This is a genomic window from Arthrobacter globiformis (genome assembly GCF_030818015.1).
Lineage (GTDB): Bacteria > Actinomycetota > Actinomycetes > Actinomycetales > Micrococcaceae > Arthrobacter > Arthrobacter globiformis_C.
On sequence record NZ_JAUSZX010000001.1, the window covers coordinates 58,456 to 73,637 of the forward strand.

General features: G+C 66.7%; 14 protein-coding genes. 8 read left to right on the top strand and 6 right to left on the bottom strand.

The window, feature by feature from the left end; all coding sequences use genetic code 11:
* Positions 1-324: 324 nt before the first annotated feature.
* The 5 genes from QFZ23_RS00280 to QFZ23_RS00300 all read left to right on the top strand — a co-directional run bounded on the left by QFZ23_RS00280 (position 325) and on the right by QFZ23_RS00300 (position 5,659).
* Positions 325-1,695 (top strand): MBL fold metallo-hydrolase, encoded by a 1,371-nt coding sequence (locus QFZ23_RS00280; protein ID WP_306919978.1) that lies wholly within the window; start codon positions 325-327, stop codon positions 1,693-1,695.
* 65 nt (positions 1,696-1,760) lie between these two features.
* The gene (locus QFZ23_RS00285; protein WP_306919979.1) at positions 1,761-2,261 is read left to right on the top strand and encodes a universal stress protein; all 501 of its coding nucleotides are present in this window, start codon (positions 1,761-1,763) and stop codon (positions 2,259-2,261) included.
* 109 nt (positions 2,262-2,370) lie between these two features.
* Positions 2,371-3,687 carry an ATP-binding protein gene (locus QFZ23_RS00290; RefSeq protein WP_306919980.1) on the top strand — a complete coding sequence of 439 codons (1,317 nt, stop codon included), beginning with the start codon at positions 2,371-2,373 and terminating at the stop codon, positions 3,685-3,687.
* Between the two features lie 58 nt (positions 3,688-3,745).
* Entirely contained in the window at positions 3,746-4,405 is a 660-nt protein-coding gene (locus QFZ23_RS00295; protein WP_444861249.1) for a transmembrane-type terpene cyclase, read from the top strand.
* 3 nt (positions 4,406-4,408) lie between these two features.
* Positions 4,409-5,659, top strand: a complete 1,251-nt coding sequence (locus tag QFZ23_RS00300) for a low temperature requirement protein A (RefSeq protein WP_306919982.1) — start codon at positions 4,409-4,411, stop codon at positions 5,657-5,659.
* Positions 5,660-5,668: 9 nt separating this feature from the next.
* Here the strand turns inward: QFZ23_RS00300 and gluQRS are convergent, their stop codons facing one another.
* Positions 5,669-6,550: a tRNA glutamyl-Q(34) synthetase GluQRS gene (gluQRS, locus tag QFZ23_RS00305; RefSeq protein ID WP_306919983.1), complete on the bottom strand. Its 882-nt coding sequence runs from the start codon at positions 6,548-6,550 to the stop codon at positions 5,669-5,671.
* Positions 6,551-6,920: 370 nt separating this feature from the next.
* On the opposite strand from gluQRS, the gene QFZ23_RS00310 reads away from it, so the two are divergent.
* Positions 6,921-7,379, top strand: a complete 459-nt coding sequence (locus tag QFZ23_RS00310) for an Lrp/AsnC family transcriptional regulator (protein ID WP_306926580.1) — start codon at positions 6,921-6,923, stop codon at positions 7,377-7,379.
* Positions 7,380-7,566: 187 nt separating this feature from the next.
* Entirely contained in the window at positions 7,567-10,296 is a 2,730-nt protein-coding gene (locus QFZ23_RS00315; RefSeq protein ID WP_306919984.1) for an FG-GAP-like repeat-containing protein, read from the top strand.
* A 141-nt stretch (positions 10,297-10,437) separates the two neighbouring features.
* On the opposite strand, the gene QFZ23_RS00320 is transcribed toward QFZ23_RS00315, so the two are convergent.
* On the bottom strand, positions 10,438-10,893 hold the full coding sequence (locus tag QFZ23_RS00320; protein WP_306919985.1) for an Lrp/AsnC family transcriptional regulator: 456 nt from the start codon (positions 10,891-10,893) through the stop codon (positions 10,438-10,440).
* A gap of 104 nt (positions 10,894-10,997) precedes the next feature.
* Between QFZ23_RS00320 and QFZ23_RS00325 the strand changes: the two genes are divergently transcribed.
* Positions 10,998-11,645 (top strand): LysE family translocator, encoded by a 648-nt coding sequence (locus tag QFZ23_RS00325; RefSeq protein WP_306919986.1) that lies wholly within the window; start codon positions 10,998-11,000, stop codon positions 11,643-11,645.
* Between the two features lie 49 nt (positions 11,646-11,694).
* Here the strand turns inward: QFZ23_RS00325 and QFZ23_RS00330 are convergent, their stop codons facing one another.
* From QFZ23_RS00330 to QFZ23_RS00345, 4 genes are all read right to left on the bottom strand, one after another.
* The gene (locus tag QFZ23_RS00330) at positions 11,695-12,054 is read right to left on the bottom strand and encodes a YybH family protein (protein WP_306919987.1); all 360 of its coding nucleotides are present in this window, start codon (positions 12,052-12,054) and stop codon (positions 11,695-11,697) included.
* Positions 12,055-12,101: 47 nt separating this feature from the next.
* Positions 12,102-13,064: a hypothetical protein gene (locus tag QFZ23_RS00335; RefSeq protein WP_306919988.1), complete on the bottom strand. Its 963-nt coding sequence runs from the start codon at positions 13,062-13,064 to the stop codon at positions 12,102-12,104.
* A 26-nt stretch (positions 13,065-13,090) separates the two neighbouring features.
* Positions 13,091-13,594, bottom strand: a complete 504-nt coding sequence (locus tag QFZ23_RS00340; RefSeq protein ID WP_306919989.1) for a DUF456 domain-containing protein — start codon at positions 13,592-13,594, stop codon at positions 13,091-13,093.
* A 180-nt stretch (positions 13,595-13,774) separates the two neighbouring features.
* The gene (locus tag QFZ23_RS00345) at positions 13,775-14,980 is read right to left on the bottom strand and encodes an NAD(P)-dependent malic enzyme (RefSeq protein WP_306919990.1); all 1,206 of its coding nucleotides are present in this window, start codon (positions 14,978-14,980) and stop codon (positions 13,775-13,777) included.
* Positions 14,981-15,182 lie beyond the last annotated feature (202 nt).

Consider the following 15,182-nt stretch of genomic DNA (forward strand, 5'->3'; position numbering starts at 1 on the left):
GCTCTTCTCCTCCCCAACATCGGCGCCCGCTGAGCGCGAACGGACACTTGAGGCCCCAAGTCCGGGGCCCAAGTGTCCGTTCGCGCTTAAGCCGGGGGTCGGATACTGACATCTCTGCAGCTATCCCACGCCGCAGGGCGCTCCGGCGCCAATCCGGCGCGCACACCGTGCACCGGTGAAGGCTGTACAGAAATGCCTTGCACGCACGTCCGCAAGGTCCTTCCGGCGCCAATCGGCCTACCATGGAGGCATCCGGGGCCAGGCCCGCGGTGGGCGGCGCCTCTCCGGTGGGTTGAAGTGCGGTGCGTCGAAGGGGCCGGACCAATGGACGTCGTTGTCATCGAAACCCCGCAGCTCGGGGACCGCAGCTACCTGGTCCACGACGGACGCGTGGCGCTGGTGGTCGACGCCCAGCGGGACACGGACCGCATCGAGGAGGCCGCCCGGAAGGCCGGGGTACAGATCACCCATGTGGCCGAAACCCACGTCCACAACGACTACCTCACCGGCGGCCTGATCCTCGCCCGCACGCACGGCGCCAGATACCTGATAAACGCCGCGGATCAGGTGGCCTACGAGCGCGAGCCGGTTGAGGACGGCCAAACCGTACGGATCGGCGCGCTCACCCTCCGCGCGGTGGCCACTCCGGGGCACACGCACACGCACCTGTCCTACATAGTCACGGACGGACAGGCCCGGGCCGTGTTTTCCGGCGGCAGCCTGCTCTTCGGCTCCGTGGGCCGAACCGATCTCCTCGGCCCCGGGGACACGGCCGGGCTAACGCGGGACCAGTACGCGTCCGTCCATCGGCTCGCCGACGAAGCCGGACCGGATGCTGCGCTCTATCCCACCCACGGGTTCGGCTCGTTCTGCTCGATCGGGCCCGCCACGCGCGCGGAGACGTCAACCATCGCGGAGCAGCGGGAAGCCAACCATGCTCTGGCGGACCCGGATCCCGAGCACTTCGCGGCGGAACTCATGGCCAATCTCTCCGCCTACCCTTCGTATTACGCCCACATGGCCCCCATCAACATGACCGGCCCCGAGCCTGCGGACCTGAGCCTGCCGGAGTCCCTCGGCGCCGGTGAACTGACGGAGCGGCTGACGAGCGGCGAGTGGGTGGTGGACCTGCGCCACCGCGTGCTGTTCGCCAGCAACCACCTGCAGGGCACCGTCAGCTTCGAATACGGCTCGGGGCGAAGCTTCAGTTCCTATCTGGGCTGGGTCCTGCCCTGGGGCGAGAAGCTGACGCTCGTCGGCGGCCGCGAGGATCTGCAAAACGCCGTCCGGGACCTGTCCCGCATCGGCATCGACCGCCCCGATGCCGCGGTGGGAACGGAACCCGGCGAACTCGCGCCGGGAGCTCCCGTCGCCTCCTACCCCCGGGCGGGCTGGCCCGCCGTCGTTCATGAAAAGCCCGACGGCGACCCCGTACTGGACGTTCGGCGCTCGGACGAGTTTGCCGCCTCCCACGTGGCCGGCGCCATCAACGTGCCGCTGCACGAACTGCTGGACCGTCTGGGCGAACTGCCCGAGGGGTGCCTCTGGGTCCACTGCGCCACCGGCTACCGTGCGGGTGTCGCAGCCAGCCTGCTGCAGCGGGCTGGGCGGGATGTGGTGCAGATCGATGCCCGGTTCCGGGACGCCGCGGCCGCCGGCGTCGCCTTGCAGATGCAGCCGCTACAGCGGCGGTGACCGTCCTATCCGTGACCGAAAATCCGGTCGAAGTTGCAAAGTCTAGGTTGCAAAGGAGAACAACGATGGATGGAGAAGGCAAAGTGGTTGTGGGCGTGGACGGCTCGGACTCCTCGGTGGAGGCCCTCCGTTTGGCGGCGCGGCTGGCACCGGGCCTGGGTGCCCGCGTCCATGCCGTGGCCTGCTGGCACTTCCCGGAGATGTATGCCGGGTACATCCCTCCGGATTTCGAGGCGTTCGAGACCTCGGCTGCCAAGATGCTGGCCCAGTCCATCGAGAAGGCATTCGGGCCGGACGTCCCGGACACCCTGACCAGTGAACTGGTGCGCGGCCCAGCGCCGGAGAAGCTGGTGGAGGCCGGCGCCGGAGCCCGGATGCTGGTGGTTGGACGCAGGGGCCACGGCGGCTTCCTGGGCCTCCACCTGGGGTCGGTCAGCTCAGCCTGTGTGTCGCATGCCGACTGCCCGGTCCTGGTGGTGCACACCAAGGACGACCACGAGCGCGCCCACCATTTCCGCAAGCGTGCCCAGGCCAACGACGGCTCCGTGGACGCGGCCAAGAGCTGACCGCGCCGCGTAACGCAACGCACCTGCAACCCCGTGCCGGCGCGCCATCGCCTATGCTCGGCTGAGCGGCACAGAACTGGCTCAACGTCGAACCACGGGAGACAACCTCATGACCAACTGGCGGATCCGGGACTTCCACTCCGCGGACCTTGACGGCATCCTGCACCTCTGGGAATCGCTGAAGGCCACCAACGTCGAGCCCGTCTACGCGCTCTCCGAAGTGCTGGCATCCTGCGAAAAGGACCACGCCGTGGTCGCCGTCCTCGGCGACCAGGTGGTGGGCGCCGCCGTCGGCCGCGCGGCCCATGACCAGGGCTGGATCGTCTTCCTGGCCACACTGCCCGAATTCCGTGGCCGGGGCATCGGCACCTCCCTGCTGGCCGCCGTCGAAAACCGGATGGCGCCGCACGGACTGAACAAGCTTTCCGCGCTGATGCCCGAGTCGGAAACCCGGGTGGAGGCCTTCCTGAGCCGCGGCTTCGTGCTCAAGAAAAACCTGCGCTACTTCGAGCGCACCATCCCCGTGCAGCGGCAGGAACTTGAACCCCTGGGCCTGCTCGGCGGCCGCATCCTGGCCCGGGACCTGTGGGAAAACGTGGCCGGCATGCGCCGGGAGAAGGAGCTCCTGGAGCGCCGCCTGGTCCTGCCGCTGGCCGAGGCCGACCTCGCCGACGAATTCGGCGTGGTGCCGCCGCGGGCCGTTGTGCTGTTCGGGCCGCCCGGCACCGGCAAGACCACCTTCGCCAAGGCGATCGCCTCCCGTTTGGAGTGGCCGTTCGTGGAAGTCTTCCCCTCCCGGCTTGCCTCCGATCCCAAGGGCCTGGCCGGCGCGCTGCGGGAGACGTTCCTGGAGATCTCGGAGCTCGAGCACGCCGTCGTCTTCATCGACGAAGTGGAGGAGATCGCCTCCCAGCGGTCCGGCGAACCGCCGTCGCCGCTGCAGGGCGTCACCAACGAGCTCCTCAAGATCATCCCCGCCTTCCGCGAACAGCCCGGGCGCCTGCTGGTCTGCGCCACCAACTTCATCCGCGCGCTCGACTCCGCCTTCCTGCGGCATGGCCGGTTCGACTACGTGATCCCCATCGGCCTTCCCGACCGGCAGGCCCGCGAAGCCATGTGGCAGCGCTTCATCCCCGCCGCAGTGGTGGACAACGTGGACGTGGAGCAGCTCGTGGACCGCACCGAGGGCTTCTCCCCCGCGGACATCGAGTTTGCCGCCCGCAGCGCCTCCCAGCGGGCGCTGGAAAAAGCAGTGTACGACGACGGCGGGCTGGCGTCCGGTGGCGGCGTGTCCGTCCGCGAGGCGGTCCGGAAGGGTCCCGCCACCCAGGACTACCTCGACGCCATCGCGGACACCCGCACCACCGTCAGCGACGACGTGCACCAGGAGTTCCTGGAGGACATCGACGCCCTGGGCCGAGTGTAGCTCTGCCCCGCCGCCATTTCGACGGTTCCCCGCACCGTAGACGTGGGCTACCGTCTAGCTGGGCACGCTTCCATCGGAATGGCCACGGGAAGGAAGAGCCGTGATCCTGTTTCTCACGATCGTCAGCGGAGTGGCCTGGACCGTCGTGTACGTCGAGGCGATCCGGCTGGGCTTCCGGCAGCGCACCTACGCCATTCCGGCGGCGGCCCTGGCGCTCAACTTCGCCTGGGAGGCCATCTACGCGGCGCGGTCCGTGGCCACGGAAATATCGGCGCAGGGTGTCTTCAACATCGTGTGGGGCGTGGCGGACGTCCTCATCGTCTACACCTTCCTCAGGTTCGGGCGGGCCGAGCTGGCGCCCTGGGTCACGCGGCCGCTCTTCCTGGCCTGGGCCGTCCTGCTGGGCGTCACGTCGTTCGCGGTGCAGCTGCTGTTCGTGGCGGAATTCGGCTGGGACGACGCCACCAAGTACGCCGCGTTCCTACAGAACCTGCTGATGTCCGGGCTGTTCATCGCGATGTTCGTCTCGCGCGGAAGCGGCCGGGGCCAGTCGCTGGTGATCGCAGTGGCCAAGTGGACCGGCACCCTTGCCCCCACCATCGTCTACGGCGGATTCGGAAACTCAACCCTGATCCTTGGGCTCGGAGCATTGTGCAGCGTGTTCGACCTGGCATACATTGCCCTGCTCTGGCGGGCACGAAGACGCGCTACTGTTTGACCCATGCCCTCAAATCCCCTCCGGCACGCCGTGGCCCGCATGGGCGGCCGGGATCCGCACCAGCCGCACCGGACAGCCACCCCACTGGAGCTCTTCTTTGACCTGACCTTCGTGATCGCCTTCGGGGTGGCCGGCAGCCAGTTCGCCCATGAGATCGCGGAGGCACACTTCGGCGCCGGGCTGCTCGGCTTTTCCTTCGCGATGTTTGCCGTGATCTGGGCCTGGATCAACTTCACCTGGTTCGCCAGCGCCTACGACACCGACGACTGGGTGTTCCGGGTGGTCACCATGGTCCAACTAGTGGGCGTCCTGATCCTGACGATGGGGATCGAGCCCATGTTCCACTCCCTCGTGGAGGGAAAGCATGTGGAGAACACGGTCATCGTGGCCGGCTACATCGTCATGCGCCTGGCCCTGGTCTCGCAGTGGCTGCGGGCCGCACGGCAGGACCCGGCCCGGAGGAAGACATGCCTGCGCTACGCGGGATACCTGGCAGTGGTCCAGCTGGGGTGGATCGCCGTGCTGTTCATCCACGCGGACGTGCTCACCACGTTCCTGATGATTGCACCGCTGTACGTCCTGGAACTGGCCACCCCGTATGCGGCCGAGCGGAACGCAACCACTCCCTGGCACGCCCACCACATCGCCGAACGCTACGGACTGCTGGCCATCATCGCGCTCGGCGAATGCCTGATCGGCGCCGTCGAGACACTCCGGGCCATCGTGGCCAATCATGGCTGGTCGCTCGATGCCGCCCTGGTGGGTTTCGGCGGCACCGCGCTGGCCTTCGGCATGTGGTGGATCTACTTCATCCTGCCCGCCGGCAGGGCCCTGCACCTGCAGCGTCACCGTTCCTACTTCTTCGGTTACGGCCACATTCCCGTTTTCGCCGCGATCGCCGCCACCGGGGCGGGCCTGCACGTCGCCGCGTATTACATCGACCATGCCGCACACATCAGCGCCGCCGTGGCAGTCGCCAGCATCGCCGTCCCCGTGGCGCTGTTCAAGGTCTCCCTCACGGCGCTCTTCAGCGTCATGACATGCGTCGACCGCATCCTCATCGCCGTCACCACCGGAGTGGTCTGCGTACTCGCCGGAACCGTGGCCCTGGCGGCGGCGGGCGTCTCGGTTCCTGTCTGCCTGCTCATCATTGTTGCCGCCCTCGGGGCCTCGATCGTTATCGATGAACGCCGGAGCACGGACCTGCTGCACGCGGCGCTGGAGAAGCTGGAACAGCGGGCCAAGACCGCCTAACGCCAGCCGCTACGCCCCGGGCCACACCCACGGCTCACGCGGCAGGCTGGCGGGTGAGAACCCTTGGAGGGCTGCGTCCAGGGACGCGCCCGGCAGACCCAGAGACTCCAGAATCGTCCGTCGCACGACTTCTGCGGAGAGTCCGAGGGCGGCAAGGTCGCCCAGGGTGACCGCGCCGTCCCGCTTGGCCAGCCGTGCGCCGTCGGCATTCACCACCAGCGGCACGTGCGCATATTCCGGAGTGGGCATATTCAAGAGCGACGCCAGATATGCCTGCCGGGGCGTGGACGGCAGGAGATCGTCACCCCGGACCACCTGGTCTATACCCTGCTCGGCATCATCCACGACGACGGCCAGGTTGTAAGCGGTCACGCCGTCGTTCCGGCGCAAGACAAAGTCATCCACCGCTCCCGTGAACGATCCGTGCAGCACATCCTCGATAGTCCATTCGGCCACGGAGGAACGCAGCCGGATGGCCGCTGGGCGGGTGGACCGCTTGAACTCGAGCTCCGCCGCCAACAGTCCCCTGCACGTTCCGGGATAGGCACCCTGGGGCGCGTGCGGCGCGGACGGTGCCTCCTGGATCTCACGGCGGGTGCAGAAGCATTCGTACGTCAGCCCGGCCGCCGCCAGCTCTCCGATGGCCGCCGTGTACAGCGGTTCGCGGTCCGTCTGGCGCACCACCGTACCGTCCCAGGTCACTCCGATTGCGGCCAGGTCCCGCAGCTGACCGGCTTCAGCCCCCGCCCGTGCGCGGTCGAGGTCCTCGACCCGCAGCAGGAACCGGCGTCCGGTGGAACGGGCAAAGAGCCAGGCCAGGATTGCCGTCCGGAGGTTTCCCACGTGCAGCTCACCGGACGGGCTGGGGGCAAAACGGCCAGCGCGAGTCATGCCCTCCAGCCTATGCCGAACACCACAAGAGCCCCTCAGCTACCGCGCACTCCGGGCGTTGGCCGGGAATCGGTGGCTCAGGGGCTCTTGCGTGCCTGCCCCGCACGGGGCTCCGTCACGGAAATCGAGGCACTTCTTGCGGAAAGACGAATGCGTGAACAAGTGTCAATCAGCGGCTGCTCCTTGCGGGAAGCGTGGTCCAGGGGGCCGGGTGGTGTGCCGGAAGCCTGTAGCCTGCTGGCTGCGGGGGTAACCGTCGCCTGCGTTGCCACTATCTGAGCAGAACACCTACAGTAGGCGCAACAGGCATGGCACGGACCGGTCAATCTGACCAGCCCTGCACCCGCAAACCAGTCAGGAAGTGATCAGATTGCAGCAGCTCGACGCCACGGACCGGCGGATCCTTGCCGCCCTCGACGAGGATCCTCGGCTCCCCATCATGGTCTTGGCCCAGCGGCTGGGCCTGGCGCGCGGCACTGTACAGTCGCGCCTGGAGCGCATGACGGCGTCGGGTGCCCTCCGCCCCAACAGCAGCCGCGTGCTGCCCGCGGCCCTGGGCCGGGGTGTCGCCGCCGCTGTCAGCGCCGAACTGGACCAGAGCCATCTCAATGAGGCCATCGCCGCGCTGCGCGAGATCCCCGAGGTGCTGGAGTGCCACGCCCCGGCCGGCGACACGGACCTGCTGATCCGGGTGGTGGCCACAAGCCCTGATGACCTGTACCGGGTTTCCGAGGAGATCCGGCTGTGCCCGGGAATCGTGCGGACGTCCACGAGCATGTTCCTGCGCGAGGTGATTCCCTACCGGACCACGGGCCTCCTAGGGCACTGATTCCGGCCCCTCCGGAACGCCGCTCCGATATTGCGGAAATCATTGGGGAAAACTGCGGATATTCCGGCGGCTGTCCTGCGGTGGCGACTGTAACCTGATTCAGCATCTGCCGCAGCGCTGGGCACGCAGCGGGTGCATTGTTCACTCGGGGTCTCCGCCGGGGGGGTCGGTCTCAATAAGGAACTCAATGCGCTCTTTTTCCCGTTCAATCGCGTCGGCCACCGGCTTGCTGCTTTTCGCCGCGGGCCTCGTCTCACTTCCCGCCACCGCAATCGCAGCCACGGATCCTGCCGGGAACGGCACCTCACTGCCGGTCGAGTCCTCGGCGAATCATGAGCACCACGTGTACGAGTCCGCGCCCGGCGTGCCGATGGACGGCCCGCCTTCCGGACTGGCCTTGCAGACCGAGGCGGGCGGGACGGCGTCGGCGCCGCTCACCGTCAAGCTCGTCACAGTCAAGCTGGCGGACACCGGGAGCAGCATCGTCGACATTGAAGCAGCAAAACGCGCCATCATCGCCACGAGCAGCTACTGGAAGGCCATGTCCGGCGGCCGCATTTCGATGACGGTGGACCCGTTGCAGACAAAAGTTGGCTTTGTTTCAGCGGCCAGGTCGACGGACTCCTACTACGACATGATCAACAAGATCACCACCGAGCTGAAATGGACCTATGCCCCCAACAAGGCGCTGGTGATCTTCGTCCCCACCGATAGGCTCTCCTACGGCGCGCTCGGTGCCGGCTACAGCAGTAGCGGCAACAGCGGCCGGGTCATCATGCCGCAGATCAGCGGCTTCACCAACAGTGTGATCGCCCACGAATTCGGGCACGTCCTTGGGTCCATGCACGCCGATGCCCTGCAGTGCAGCAGCGGCGTCTCCGACGTCGGCACCACGAGCACGGGCCAGTTCACCGATTCATCCTGCTACATCCGCGAGTACGGCGACAGCACAGACCTGATGGGGCTGTCCAGCTACAGCATGCCTGTGATCAGCTCACCGTTCTGGGACGCCAGGGGGCTGGGGGCCGCCACCGACATCCGCGACCTCGGCGTCGTGTCCGGGGTGCATAGCTACACGCTGAAGCCCTGGGGCGACACCAGGCTGGCGTACCGTGCAGTCAAGTTCACCGATCCGGTCAGCCGGGAGGTCTACTACCTGGAGCTGCGGCAGCCGGCTGGCTACGACTCCTACCTGGCCAGCGGACCGGCAGGGAACCGGGGAGTGAAGGTCATCCAGCGCGGCGGAGCCACCCCCTCGTCCTCGCTGATCCTGATGCCGTCCACCGTTCCGTTCACGGGCTACTACGGCACCAATTACACCTGGCAGGCCGGCCGGACCTTCACCACGCACGCGGGCACCCGCGTAACCATCAATGCCGTCAGCGCCACATCTGCCACTGTCACCATCGACGCCGACCTCGCCCTTCACACCAAGATCCAGTTCTCTGCCGGCGACTTCAACGGGGACGGCCGGGCTGATGTCATGTCCCGCGAAGCCGATGGCACCCTGCTGCTCCTCCCCGGTCAGGCCGGAAACAAGATTGGAATGCCAATACGGCTGGGTGGTGGCTGGAACATCTTCAACACCGTGGTTGGGGACGCCGACTACACAGGAGACGGAAAGCCGGACGTACTCGGGCGCACTTCGGAAGGTGTCCTGTGGCTCTACCCCGGAAACGGGAACGGTGGCTTCCTTACCCGCATCCGCATAGGTGCAGGCTGGCAAATATTCAAGCGCATCGTTGCACCCGGGGACCTGACGGGCGATGGGAAAAGGGACCTGGCGGGCATTAAGCCGGACGGAACGCTCTGGCTGTATCCCGGCACGGGAGCCGGCGGCTTTCCCACAACGAGGCAGGCGGGATCCGGATGGAACACCTTTACGGCAGTCGCGCCGGCCAGCGCATTCAGCGGCAACCAGGGCGGACTGATGGCCCGCACCCAGGACGGAACGCTCTACTTCTATCCCGGCAACGGAACCGGAGGGTTCCTTGCGCCCACCCGGCTTGGAGGCGGATGGGCCTCATTCAAGGACCTCATCGGAGGCCATGACTTCAACGGGGACGCGAAAACGGATCTTTTGGTAACGACTTCAACGGGCTCGATGACCCTATATCCTGGCGATCAAACAGGCCGTTTTGCTACCCGGATTGCTATAGGTACCGGCTGGGACAAGTTCCGGCTGGTGTGGGAGGCTGGCGATGCCACCGGTGACGGCATTGCCGACGTGTTCGCCCTAACAACGCAAGGCGCGCTGTGGCTTCATCCGGGCAACGGTTCCGGGAGTTTCCAGCCCGCCAGGCCGCTAAATTCGGGATGGCAGACTTACGACCAGATCTTCACTGCAGGAAACTTTGATGGGACCGGCGGTCCTGACCTGATTGCAAGGGCAGCAGACGGGGTGCTCTGGGTCTACCCCACCGACGGAAAAGGCAATCTCCTTCCGAGAAAACTTCTGGCGAGGTCGTTGCAGGGATTCACCCGGTTCCTGTCGCCCGGCGACTTCACCGGAGACGGCCGGAGCGACCTGTTTGCGCAGTCTGCCGACGGCAGGCTTTGGCTCTACCCTGGCAACGGGGTCGGAGGCCTCCAGGCTCCCCGGTCACTCGGGTTCGGGTGGAACATCTTCAACCAAATCGCTGCCGCAAACGACTTCACCGGGGATGGGAAGAACGACATTATGGCCCGAACCACTGATGGCGTCCTGTGGCTTTATCCGGGGAACGGCTCGGGCGGTTTCCTTCCGCGGAAACAGCTTGGCAGTGCGTGGAACATGTACAAAGCCATAGCAAATGTGGGCCGCCTGGCAGGAACCGGCAGTCCGGGCATGATTGCCATCGCACCGGACGGACTGCTCTGGCTCTACTCGGGCAACAGCCGGGGGGACTTCCAGGCGTCCATCCTGAACCCCCGCTGACAGCCGGGACTCTGTAAAGCGCGAACGAACACTTGTGGCCCCGGATCCAGTCGGATTCGGGGCCACAAGTGTCCGTTCGCGCTATGGGTTTAAGGCGCGCTCTGGGTTTAAGGAGCGCACGACGGCGGGCCTGGCGGCTCCCTAGACGGGCGGGCCTGCGTTGGATTTCAGGTTCTTCATCACCAGGGTTGAGGTCAGCCGTTCAACCCCGGGCAGCACCGTCAGCTCGCTGTCATAGAAACGCTGGTAGGAGGGCAGGTCCGCCGCGATCACCTTGAGCAGGTAGTCCGGGGAACCGAACAGCCGCTGCGCCTCCACGATGTTCGGGTTCTCCGACACCAGGTTCTCGAAGATCTCCATGGTCGGGCGGTCCACCTGCCGGAGGGTTACGAACACAATCGCCTCAAAGCCAAGCCCGACGGCGGCCGGGTCGATGTCCGCTTTATAGCCGCGGATCACGCCGGACTGCTCGAGGTCACGGAGCCGGCGGTGGCAGGGCGCCACGGTCAGCCCCACCTTGGCGGCCAGTGCCGTGGCAGTCATTCTGCCGTCCTCTTTGAGATGGCGCAAAATACTTCTGTCGACATGGTCAATCACGCAAGAATCTTACTCCAGCAGCAGCGATCCGCGCGAAATTTGAGAGCACATCTGGGGCCGTTTTGCCTAGGCTTTTCTTACAGCCAAACCCGCAGGAGCCCGCCATGAATCCCCAGCTTTTTCTCGCTTTTATCGTGGTCGCAGCCGCCCTCGCCTGCACCCCGGGGGTGGACTGGGCCTACTCCATCACAGCCGGTCTCGGCCGCCGCAGTTTCGTCCCCGCCATCGCGGGGCTGTGCAGCGGATACGTCCTGCACACCCTCCTCATGGTGGCCGGGCTCGCCGCCGTCCTGGCTAGCATGCCGGGCCTGCTGGGTTGGATTACGGTGGCCGGCGCCGTCTACCTGCTGTGGCTGGGAACGGTCACCATCAGATCATGGCGGGGTGCCAGCTTCACCGCCGCGACCGCCGTCGGAAATTTGGGGCAGAACCTGTTCCGGTCCTTCCTTCAGGGCATGGGGACCAGCGGCATCAATCCCAAGGGGCTCCTGTTCTTCCTGGCCCTCGTGCCGCAGTTCGTCAGCGTCGACGCGCCGCTGCCGGTGCCGGTGCAGTCCGGCTTGCTGGGGCTGACCTTCGTGCTGCTCGCGGCCTTTGTGTACACCTGCGTGGCGCTGCTGTCGCGGAAACTGCTGCAGTCCCGGCCGAACGCAGCCCGGAGGGTCACGCTGACCAGCGGCATCATCATGGTGGTCCTTGGCGCCGCGCTGCTCTCGGAGCAGCTGCTTCCGGCCCTGGCCCGGTTTATATAGAACCAGGTCCGCCCAAGAGCCGGTTCGTATAGCAGCCGGTCCGGCCGGCTCAGACTTTGCGCTCCATGAACCACTCGGTGAAGCCCGACCCGCGCCCGTCGGAATCGAGCCGGACCACCCACAGGTTCTCGTAGCTCGGACGGTCATCAAGGTACGTGGTGCGGCCCTGCACGAACGCGAGGTCTCCGTCGGACCCCAGCAGGGACCATTCGAACCTCCAGTCCCCCGGCTGGTCAGCAGAGCCGATCCACCGCTCCACGATCTGTGCCCGGCCGCGCCACGGATCAGGATCGTAGGGCCGCGTGGCGTACACGGCCTCCTCCGTGAAGAGCGCCCCGATATCCTCGGGATCGTTCGTGGTCCACGCCGCGATGTATTTGTCCATCCACTGCCTGATTGCGTCAGTCATGGGTCCGTTGTATCTCGGCCCTGTACTACCCACAAGAGCCCGCCGCCTCAGTCGCCCCCGAACTGCTTCCATTTCTGTTCCCACGCCCTGCGCGCCTCGATGTCCTTGCGGATGACCTCGAACGTTTCGAGCTCGGCCTGCTTGCCGCGCTGCCAGTCCCGAGGGTTGAGGGACTTCCGTCCGTTGTCCAGGAGCATCAGGGCACGGTCCGTCAGGGCGTCGTTGCGCAGGGACATGCTGGTCTTCTGCCGCCGCAGGACTTCCTTGAGTGCCTGCTGGGCCTGACTGTACGCGCCGAGCCGGCGGAGGGAGCGCGCCCGCACCAGGAGCAGTGCAGCGGAGAGGTCGTCGGCGTTCAGCAGGCCTTCCGTCCAGACCACCACCTCCTGGTCCCTGCCTAGGGCGGCTGCGAGTGCGCACCTCGCCAGTGCGGTGGGCAGCGACGGCGGCAGCCTGACCAGCGTTTCAAAAGCCGCCTCGGTCTGTCCCGTCTCGCGGAGGGAATGCGAGAGAGCAAGGAATACCGACTCCTCGCTGAACAGCACCGGCACCACGATGCGTTCGGCCACTTCCACCCGGGTGACCACGCGCGTGAGGTAACTGGCGGCGAACTGGTTGGCCTCGTCGTCGTTCCTTATGGAAAGCCCGCGCTGCAGGAGCTCCGCGGCCCGCAGGTAGCCGCCCTGCTTGTAGGCGAGGAGGCCGGCCATCACGCAGCAGAGTCCGGCCCAGCCCGGGTAGGCGCGGCCGGCGGCGATGAGCCGGTTGGGGTCTGCGTTGGAGAAGATGGCGTCGTACACGGTCCGGGCCGCTTTTCCGGGCAGCAGCTTGAGCCGCGGGACGCTGCCGTCCACGCTAAGCCGGGAGTCCCCTCCCCCGAGCATGCCGTGGATGAGCCCGCCCATGCCTTCGGCTATTTCGCGCACCGGGGTGCGGATTCTGCTGCCGCCGAAGGGCGTGAGGTCGCGCGTGTCGCGGTAGATCGGTCCTGGAAACTGCCCCGCGCTCATTCCTCCATGCTAACGGCGGCCCGGAACTACGCCGAAGCGGCGCCCACCCACACGCCCACCACCCAGGTGCTGGCCGCGAGGCAGGCCAGGCCGAACTCCACGAGCATTCCCAGCCCGGTGGCCTTCAGGGCCGCCCAGCTCGAGGTCAGCGCTGCCCGGAAGTTGCGCGTGCGCTGGACTTCACTGAGGAGCAGCCCGGCGGCAAAGCCCACGAACAGGCCCACCACGGGAATGACGAACATGCCGGCAATCCCCAGTACAACGCCGATTGCGACGCTCCGGTTGGGGATCCGGTGTTCCCTCAGTTTTCGGCCGGCGAGGACGGCGCTGGCCGCCATGCCTGCCAGCACAAACACCATGCCCACGGCGAAAACCACCCAGCCGGTCACACCCTCACCGCCCCAGATTGCCCATGCCAACAGGCTCAGGCCGATCAGGAAACTGCCCGGCAGGACGGGGATGACGGTGCCGGCAACGCCAACCAGGATAGCCAGGCCGCAGAGGACGGTCACGAGGGTTTGGGCGTTCATGCCCCCAGTCTAGGGTCCGGGCGGCGTAGGGTTTTGCTCCGCGGAGCGCGGACTTGCCGGGAACGACGACGGCGGCGCCTCCCCAGCACGGGAGGCACCGCCGTCGGGCTCCGGATAGCCCTGCGCCTTCAGCCAGCCGTTCCCGGCCGGCGCTTCAGTCGGCCTAAACCGGCGTCGGCCCTAGTTGGCTTCGGCTTCGACTGCCGCGGCAACCGCGGCCGTGACGGCCGGGGCAACGCGCGGGTCCAGCGGGCTGGGCACAATGTAGGACGCGGACAGCTTGTCATCGGCCAGTTCGGCAATGGCGCGGGCCGCGGCAACCTTCATTGCAGGGGTGATGCGGCGCGCACCGGCGTCCAGGGCGCCTCGGAAGATGCCGGGGAACGCCAGGACGTTGTTGATCTGGTTGGGGAAGTCGCTGCGGCCGGTGGCCACCACCGCGGCGTACTTGGACGCGACCTCGGGAAGGACTTCGGGGTCCGGGTTGGACAGTGCGAACACGATGGAGCTGTGGTTCATCAGCTTCAGGTGCTCCTCGGCCAGCTTGGAGGAGGAAACGCCGACGAAGACGTCCGCGCCCAGCAGGGCTTCCCCGGGGCCACCTGAGATGCCGCGCGGGTTGCTGCGCTGCGCCATCTGCGCCTTCTTGCTGGCGGGGTCGGCAATGATGTCGGCCCGCTCGGAGTTGATCACGCCACGCGAATCCAGCAGCACCACGTCATCGATGCCAGCGGTGAGAAGGATTTCGGCGATGGCGATGCCTGCGGCACCGGCGCCGGAGATCACCACGCGGAGTTCCTCGAGCCCGCGGCCGGTGACCTTGGCGGCTCCGGTCAGCGCGGCGAGGACCACGACGGCGGTGCCATGCTGGTCATCGTGCATGACGGGGCAGTCGAGGGCTTCGATGAGCTTTTCTTCCAGCTCGAAGCAGCGCGGAGCGGAGACGTCCTCGAGGTTGACGGCACCGAAGCTGGGGCGCAGCCGGACAAGGGTCTCCACGATCTCATCGACGTCGGTGGTGTTGAGGACCAGCGGGATGGAGTCCAGCTCGCCGAAGGCCTTGAAGAGGGCGGACTTGCCCTCCATGACGGGCAGCGAGGCGCTGGCGCCGATGTTTCCCAGGCCGAGGACGGCCGTGCCGTCGCTGACGACGGCCACGAGGCGCTGGGCCCAGGTGTGGCTCTTGGCGAGCTCCGGGTCAGCGTGGATGGCCCGGCTGACCTGGGCAACGCCCGGCGTGTAGGCGATGGAGAGGTCACGCTTGTTGCCGAGGGGAACGGTGCTGGCGATGGAAAGCTTGCCGCCCTCGTGGGCAGCGAAAATTTCCTGGTCAGTCAGCTCTGCGGCTGCACTGGTGTCATTCGGAGCGATAGTTTCAGTGGACACGTCGTTGTCTCCTGTTGCTAGCCGTGGGCGCACGGCACAGTATGGCTCAAGCATTCGAGGCTCAAGATGGTCAGAAACGCGCTTCCGCTGACGGCCCAAGGGTGGCGGGTCCCGTCAGAAAGCCCGTGGAGCTGGTGGGTGCTGGCCACTCCGCTACTGCCATGTTAGACAGGACAAAGGCCCACCCGGTGCCAGATCGGGC